Source organism: Sandarakinorhabdus sp., assembly GCF_041689835.1.
Classification (GTDB): domain Bacteria; phylum Pseudomonadota; class Alphaproteobacteria; order Sphingomonadales; family Sphingomonadaceae; genus Sandarakinorhabdus.
Map to the genome: position 1 here is coordinate 1 of NZ_JBDNFM010000070.1, position 6850 is coordinate 6850.

Here is a 6850-nt window from a genome sequence, read left to right on the forward strand (position 1 = left end):
CAGATTGCGCCGCGCCCGCACCATTACCGTGTCGCCATATTCGACATACGTGATGATATTGCCGGTGGAGCGCCAGATCACAAAGCCCATGCCCACGATCAAGCCGATGCCAATGCCGATCAGCAGATCGGTGAACAGGATGGCAAAAACGGTGACAGTGAAAGGGATGAACTGGCTGAGCCCCTGTTTCCAGCGCTGGAAGAACAGCGCCGGCTTGGCCAGCTTGTAGCCGGTGGCGATCAGCACCGCCGCCAGGGCCGACAGCGGGATAAGGTTGAGCACCGCGGGAATCACCGCGAGGCCAAGCAATAACCAGGTGCCATGAAGCATGGTCGACAACCGCGAATCCGCGCCCGTTTCTACATTGGCCGATGATCGCACGATCACTGAGGTAACCGGCAGGCCGCCAAGCAAACCAGAAAGCAGATTGCCCCCGCCTTGCGCCAGCAGTTCACGATTCTTGTCGGTCACCCGGCGCTTTGGATCAAGCTCGTCCACCGCCTTGACGCTGAGCAGCGATTCGAGACTCGCGACGATGGCCATGGTGAGCGCCACGGTCCACACCTTGGGATTGGTAATGGCACCGAAATCGGGCAGCCGCACCTGATCGGCCAGTGCCCACGGGGTTGCCGATACCGGCACTTGCACGAGATGGCTCGTACTGATGTGCAGTTCGGGCGCAAATAGACGGAACGCCTCGTTGGCGGCCACGGCAAACACCACCACAACCAGCGGCCCAGGCAAAAATTTGAGCGGGCCTTGTTTGGGCTTGGCCTTGTCCCACCAGAACAGGAAGGCCAGGCTGGTCAGTGCAATCAACGCTGCGCCCCACAGGAAATCATTGTTCAACATATGGGCAAGCGCCGTAAGCGTGTTATCGCCATCGCGCTGAAAAAAGCCCATATCGCCTTCGGGATCGCGATCATATCCCACGGCGTGCGGCAATTGTTTCAGGATCAGAATCAGGCCGATGGCTGCCAACATGCCGGTGATCACTGCGCCAGGTACAAATTCGGCAATCACGCCGCCGCGGGTGGCCGCAAAGGCCAATTGCATTGCCCCGGCCAGACACACCGCCAGCAGGAACGCTTCAAAGGTCGGCAGGCTGGCGATCCCGGCCAGCACGATCGTGGTAAGGCCCGCCGCGGGGCCCGCAACCGACAGCGGCGAGCCGCTGAGCGCGCCAACCACAATGCCGCCGACAATGCCGGCCACCAGCCCCGACATCAGCGGCGCGCCGGATGCAAGCGCCACGCCCAGACACAGCGGCAGCGCCACCAGCGCAACAACGAGTGATGCCGGGACATCCTGCCGCCAGCTGGTAAGCAAGCCTCGCTTTTCCTGCATTCGTCGCCTCGTTCATTACAGAGAGGCAATGCATAACATCCCGGCGCTACAGAGCATCATTACGGACTTGCAATGTTTGTGCCGGCTTGCGCGGCTGGGCTGGATTCGCCAGTGATGCTGCCATGACTGACAAGCCGCCGCTTCAAGCCGTGATCGTGCCGGTCACGCCTCTCCAGCAGAACTGCACCCTGTTGTGGTGCACGAAAACCATGCGCGGTGCCTTCACCGATCCGGGCGGCGATCTTGATCGGCTGAAGAAAGTGGCGGCGGATAACGGCGTCACCATCGAAAAGCTTTTGGTGACACACGGCCATATCGATCACTGCGGCCTCACCGCCGTGCTGGCGCGCGATCTGGGCGTGCCGATCGAAGGTCCGCACCCAGATGACAAATTCTGGATCGACATGAACCCGGCCCAAGGCGCCGCCTATGGCGTGCCGGGAGCTGAAGCGTTCACCCCGGATCGCTGGCTCCACGACGGCGACCAGGTGACGGTGGGCGAACTGGTGCTGGATGTCTATCACTGCCCCGGCCACACGCCCGGCCATGTCGTGTTCCACCATGCGCCGTCACAATTGGCTATCGTGGGCGACGTGCTTTTTCAGGGCAGCATCGGCCGCACCGATTTCCCCAAGGGCAATTTCAACGATCTGGTGAAGGCGATCACCACCAAGTTGTGGCCGCTGGGAAATGATACCGCGTTCGTACCGGGCCACGGTCCCATGAGCACTTTTGGCCGCGAACGCCAGGCCAACGCCTATGTTGCCGACAGGATGCTGAGTTAAACGAAATCCTGCGGGCCGCTGGCACCAAGGCCAAGGCCGATCGCCAGTGCCCACAGCGACAGGGCAAGCAGCAGCACCCAGGTCAGCACCACCCCAACCGATCGGAACGCGTTTGGAGAGGGCCGCGAAATGCCGATAGCATGGCAAATCCGAGCCAGCACCATCGTCGCGCCGGCGCCCCAAAGCCATGGGGAATGATGGCCAGCACTGATTTCAACGCCGGCCATCAGGACGAGAAGAAATGGCAGATATTCGGCAAAATTGCCGTGTGCCCGAACCCGTTCCAACAAAGCCTGATCACCGCCATCGCCGAACGGCACCATGCCCGACAGGCGGCGTTGCACCACGCGCAGGCTCAGTACGAAAAACAGCAGCCCGAGGGTGCCGGCGGTCAGCAGGGTCGCAAAAATAGGCATGGCATTTCTCCCGTTGCGGGCAGATCAGGACCGCGCCGATCTCTTTGGCGCATCCGGAACCCAGCGGCCGATCAGCTTGTAACTGCGGTCATACCATTTCGATTCCGGGTAATTGTTGCCCAGCACGCCGGCCGCTTTGGCGGCTTCTTCGGGGATGCCCATCGACAGGTAGGATTCCACCAGCCGATGCAACGCTTCGGGGGCGTGGCTGGTGGTATCGAACGTGTCGACCACGGTACGGAACCGGATGATCGCGGCCAGATACAGGCCCTGGCTCTGATAAAAGCGGCCAATCTCCATTTCCTTGCCGGCGAGGTGATCTCGGGCAAGATCGATTTTCAGCCGCGCGTCGGCGGCATAATCGGTGTTTGGATAGCGGCGGATCAGTTCGCCCAGCGAGTCCAGCGCCTGCTGCGTGGTCTTCTGATCCTTCGCCACCGGCATTATCTGGTTATAATGGCTGAGCGCGACCATGTAATAGGCATAAGGCGCCTCGCGGCTTCCAGGATGCAACGAGAGGAAACGTTGGGCGGCGCCGATGGCCTCCTGATATTCGCCCGCCGCATAATAAGCAAAAGACGACATCAACTGCGCGCGGCGGGCCCACACACTGTAGGGGTGCTGGCGCTCGACTTCGTCGAACTGCGCGCCAGCAAGGCGATACTGTCGGCGTGCCAAAGTCCCCTGAGCAGCACTGTAAAGGGTTTCCACGTCTTGCGCGACATAACTCTGATCCTTCTTGGCCTTGCCGCTGCCATTGGCGCAGGCCGACAACAGGGCCAAGGCAGGCAAGATCAGAAAGGCGGAGCGGTTCAAGCGGGGCATGGCTGCATCCCTAGCAGGATGGAAACTGGCAGGGAAGGTGCGCCGGGCTGCAACATCCCGCGCTGGCTGGCGGTTCACATATCCTGCGGGCGCCGGCGGATCACGAGGTTCCTGATTTCCGTCATGTCTTCCATGGCAAATCGCACGCCCTCACGGCCCAATCCGGAATCCTTGACGCCGCCATAAGGCATGTTGTCGACGCGGTAACTAGGCACGTCGTTAATGACGACGCCGCCCACGTCCAGAGTGTCCCAAGCCTTCAGCATTTGGAACAAATCGCGGGTGAAGATGCCGGCTTGCAGGCCGAACTTGCTGTCATTCACAATAGCGAGCGCTTGATCAAACGTCTTGAAGCGGATGAAGAAAGCCACCGGCCCAAAGGCTTCCTCGGTATTCAGCTTGGCGCTGCGCGGCACATTTTCCAGCAGGGTCGCCTCCAGCATTGCGCCATCGCGCTGGCCGCCGCACAGCAGTTTCGCGCCGCTGGCCACGGCCTCGTTAATCCAATTTTCCAGCCGGGTTGCTTCCTTCACGTCGATCATCGGGCCGATGAAGGTATTCTCCTCACGCGGGTCGCCAGCGATGAGCTTTGCCGTGCGCTCCACCAGTTTTGCCTTGAACGCATCATATACATCATCATGCACGAGGATGCGCTGCACGCCGATGCACGACTGGCCGGACTGATAAAAAGCGCCAAAAACGGTGCGATCCGCCGCATCATCCAGATCGGCATCGGGCATGATCACCACCGCGGCGTTGCCGCCCAGTTCCAGCACCACCTTCTTTTTACCGGCGCGGGCCTTCAAGTCCCAGCCGACGTCGGGGGAGCCGGTGAAGCTGAGCAGTTTGAGCCGGTCGTCGGTTGTGAACAGGTCGGCCCCTTCGCGGTGGGCCGGCAGGATCGAAAAAGCGCCCAGTGGCAGATCGGTTTCGGCCAGCACTTCGCCGATGATGATCGCGCCCAGCGGTGTTCGACTGGCCGGCTTCATCACGAACGGGCAGCCCACCGCAATGGCCGGCGCGATCTTGTGGGCGGCCAGATTGAGCGGGAAGTTGAAGGGCGAGACAAAGCTGCATGGCCCGATCGGCACGCGTTTCCACATGCCCTGATAGCCCTTGGCGCGCGCCGAAATATCGAGCGGCTGCACCTCGCCGGTCATCCGCACGCTTTCTTCGGCGGCGATGCGGAAGGTATCGATCAGGCGCCCAACTTCGCCGCGCGAATCGCGGATGGGCTTGCCCGCCTCGATGCACAGGGCCTGCGCCAGTTCCTCGGCACGCTCGGTAAAACGGGTGACGCAGTGGGCCAGCACAGCCTGGCGTTCGAAACTGGCCATGCGCGCCATCGGTTCGGCAGCGGCCACCGCAGCCGCGATGCCGCGATCGATGGTGGCGGCATCAGCCATGGCAACGCGCGTGGCTGGCTGGCCGGTGAACTTGTCTGTCACCACCAGATCGGCATTGGGCTGCTCGGCCCGGTTCGCCAGATAGAGCGGATAAACGTCGCGCAGCGCCATGGTCTTGTCCTTATTTCTCAGACGGTCAGCACGATCTTGCCCATCGCCTTCCTGTCCATCATCCAGCGGATAGCCTCTGGGCCCTCATCAAGCGAAAAATGCCGCGAGACGTGAGGCTTCAGCTTGCCTTCGCCATACCAGCGCAGCAATTCTTCCATATTGGCCTGGTGCACGGCGGGCTCGGCCTGCGTGAAGGCGCCCCAGAATACGCCAACGATGCTGGCGCCCTTGATCAGCGGCAGGTTAAGCGGCAACGCCGGGATCGCGCCGGCGGCAAAACCGATCACCAGATAGCGGCCATTCCACGCGATGCCGCGAAAAGCCGGTTCTGCAAAACGATCGCCCACCGGATCATAAATCACATCGGCCCCGCGCCCGCCGGTCAACGCCTTCACGCGCTCCTTCAGGTCCTCGGTGGCGTAATTAATCACCTCGTCGGCGCCCATTGCCTTGCACAGCGCCAGCTTTTCATCCGACGATGCGGCTGCGATCACCTTGGCGCCCATCAGCTTGCCCAATTCCACCGCTGTCAGGCCGACGCCGCCGGCCGCGCCCAGCACCAGCAACGTCTCGCCGGGATTGAGCTGGCCGCGCTGCTTGAGCGCGTGGTGGCTGGTGCCATAGGTCATGGTGAAACCGGCGGCGATGTCGAACGGCATGCCAGGCGCCATCCGCACGATCTGGCTGCGGTTCGCGATCACTTCCTCGGCCATGGCGCCGTTGCCTGTCATGGCGATCACTTCATCACCCAGCGCGATGTCGGTCACGCCTTCACCCACCGCGCTAACCACGCCAGCACATTCGCCGCCCGGGCTGAACGGCAACGCCGGTTTGAACTGATAAAGATTCTGGATGATCAGCGTGTCGGGAAAATTGACGCCCACGGCCTTCACACTGATGCGCACCTGGCCCCGGCCCGGGTCGGGCGTGGGAATATCCTTCACCACCAGCTTTTCCGGCGGCCCATGTTCAACGCACAGCACGGCCTTCATTCGATCATCTCCCAGCGGTGATTTTAGTGGCAACTTTGTCGAAGCATAGCCGCCGGTCATGCCAGCGCCAATCCTGCCACTAATGATTCGCCCAGCAGCCGGAATTCGGCTTCTCGCGGTGAATTCTGTCGCCACACCAGCGACACCGTGCGCGAGGCATTCCCCGAAACCGGCCGGGCAATGACATCGCTGCCGGTGATGATGCCGGCATCCAGCGCCAATTTTGGCACCAAAGTCTGCCCCATCCCGCCGGCCACCATCTGCACCAACGTGGTCAGACTGGTACCGCGGTGAGCAGGATCGGCGCGCAGTTCCGGGCGGCCGCAAGCCGAAAGCGCCTGTTCCTTCAGGCAATGCCCGTCTTCCAACAGCAGCAGATGGTGCGGATCGATGGCATCGGGCGCCACCGCTGGCGGCGGATCGGGCAGATCGCCGGGGCGAAACACGAGGAAGAATGGATCTTCGAACAAGGGCATCACGCCAAGGCCAGGCGTCTCCCATGGCAGTGCCAGCAGCACCACATCCAATATGCCGCGCGCCAGGGCTTCGGTGGCAGGACCGCTCATCTCTTCACGAAGATGCAGTTTCAGATCGGGCCAATCCGCCCGCACCCGCGGCAATGCACGCGGCAGCAGATAGGGCGCAATGGTGGGGATCACGCCCAGCCGCAGCGGGCCAACCAGCGGCTTGTCACCGCCCACCGTCAGCCCGGACAATTCGTCGGCCTCGCGCAGCACGACATAGGCCTTGGCCACCACGCGCTCGCCCATCGGCGTGAAGCGCACCACCCGGCGGTTGCGCTCCACCAGCCGCACTCTCAGCAGCGATTCCAACTCAGCCAACCCCGCAGACAACGTGGACTGGGTGACAAAGCACGCCTCGGCGGCGCGGCCGAAGTGGCCGTGAATGTGCAGCGCTGTCAGATACTGCAGCTGCTTGAGGGTGGGGAGGAAGTTGGTCATCGATAA

The 6850-nt window shown here is 62.1% G+C and carries 7 protein-coding genes; 1 reads left to right on the top strand and 6 read right to left on the bottom strand.

Going from position 1 to position 6850, the window contains the following annotated elements; translation table 11 throughout:
* Window positions 1-1347, bottom strand: a 1347-nt coding sequence (locus ACESL8_RS03610) for a SulP family inorganic anion transporter (protein ID WP_372916052.1), incomplete at its 3' end; no start/stop codon positions are given.
* 122 nt (window positions 1348-1469) lie between these two features.
* Here ACESL8_RS03610 and ACESL8_RS03615 point away from each other — a divergent pair.
* Window positions 1470-2132 (top strand): MBL fold metallo-hydrolase, encoded by a 663-nt coding sequence (locus tag ACESL8_RS03615; protein ID WP_372916054.1) that lies wholly within the window; start codon window positions 1470-1472, stop codon window positions 2130-2132.
* On the opposite strand, the gene ACESL8_RS03620 is transcribed toward ACESL8_RS03615, so the two are convergent.
* The 5 genes from ACESL8_RS03620 to ACESL8_RS03640 form a co-directional block, all read right to left on the bottom strand.
* Window positions 2129-2548 carry an MAPEG family protein gene (locus ACESL8_RS03620; RefSeq protein WP_372916056.1) on the bottom strand — a complete coding sequence of 140 codons (420 nt, stop codon included), beginning with the start codon at window positions 2546-2548 and terminating at the stop codon, window positions 2129-2131. The two genes, ACESL8_RS03615 and ACESL8_RS03620, sit on opposite strands and share 4 nt — an antisense overlap.
* Before the next feature lie 24 nt (window positions 2549-2572).
* Entirely contained in the window at window positions 2573-3373 is an 801-nt protein-coding gene (locus ACESL8_RS03625) for an outer membrane protein assembly factor BamD (RefSeq protein WP_372916058.1), read from the bottom strand.
* A gap of 74 nt (window positions 3374-3447) precedes the next feature.
* Window positions 3448-4890, bottom strand: coding sequence for an aldehyde dehydrogenase family protein (locus ACESL8_RS03630; protein WP_372916061.1), 1443 nt, complete (start codon window positions 4888-4890; stop codon window positions 3448-3450).
* 17 nt (window positions 4891-4907) lie between these two features.
* Complete coding sequence (locus ACESL8_RS03635) at window positions 4908-5882, bottom strand: NADPH:quinone oxidoreductase family protein (RefSeq protein ID WP_372916063.1); 975 nt, start codon at window positions 5880-5882, stop codon at window positions 4908-4910.
* Window positions 5883-5938: 56 nt separating this feature from the next.
* Window positions 5939-6844 (bottom strand): hydrogen peroxide-inducible genes activator, encoded by a 906-nt coding sequence (locus ACESL8_RS03640; RefSeq protein WP_372916065.1) that lies wholly within the window; start codon window positions 6842-6844, stop codon window positions 5939-5941.
* Window positions 6845-6850 lie beyond the last annotated feature (6 nt).

Coding starts and splice junctions, on each gene's coding strand:
- ACESL8_RS03625 (WP_372916058.1), bottom strand. CDS start 3,373: ATGCCCCGCTTGAACCGCTCCGCCTTTCTGATCTTGCCTGCCTTGGCC.
- ACESL8_RS03640 (WP_372916065.1), bottom strand. CDS start 6,844: ATGACCAACTTCCTCCCCACCCTCAAGCAGCTGCAGTATCTGACAGCG.
- ACESL8_RS03615 (WP_372916054.1), top strand. CDS start 1,470: ATGACTGACAAGCCGCCGCTTCAAGCCGTGATCGTGCCGGTCACGCCT.
- ACESL8_RS03620 (WP_372916056.1), bottom strand. CDS start 2,548: ATGCCTATTTTTGCGACCCTGCTGACCGCCGGCACCCTCGGGCTGCTG.
- ACESL8_RS03635 (WP_372916063.1), bottom strand. CDS start 5,882: ATGAAGGCCGTGCTGTGCGTTGAACATGGGCCGCCGGAAAAGCTGGTG.
- ACESL8_RS03630 (WP_372916061.1), bottom strand. CDS start 4,890: ATGGCGCTGCGCGACGTTTATCCGCTCTATCTGGCGAACCGGGCCGAG.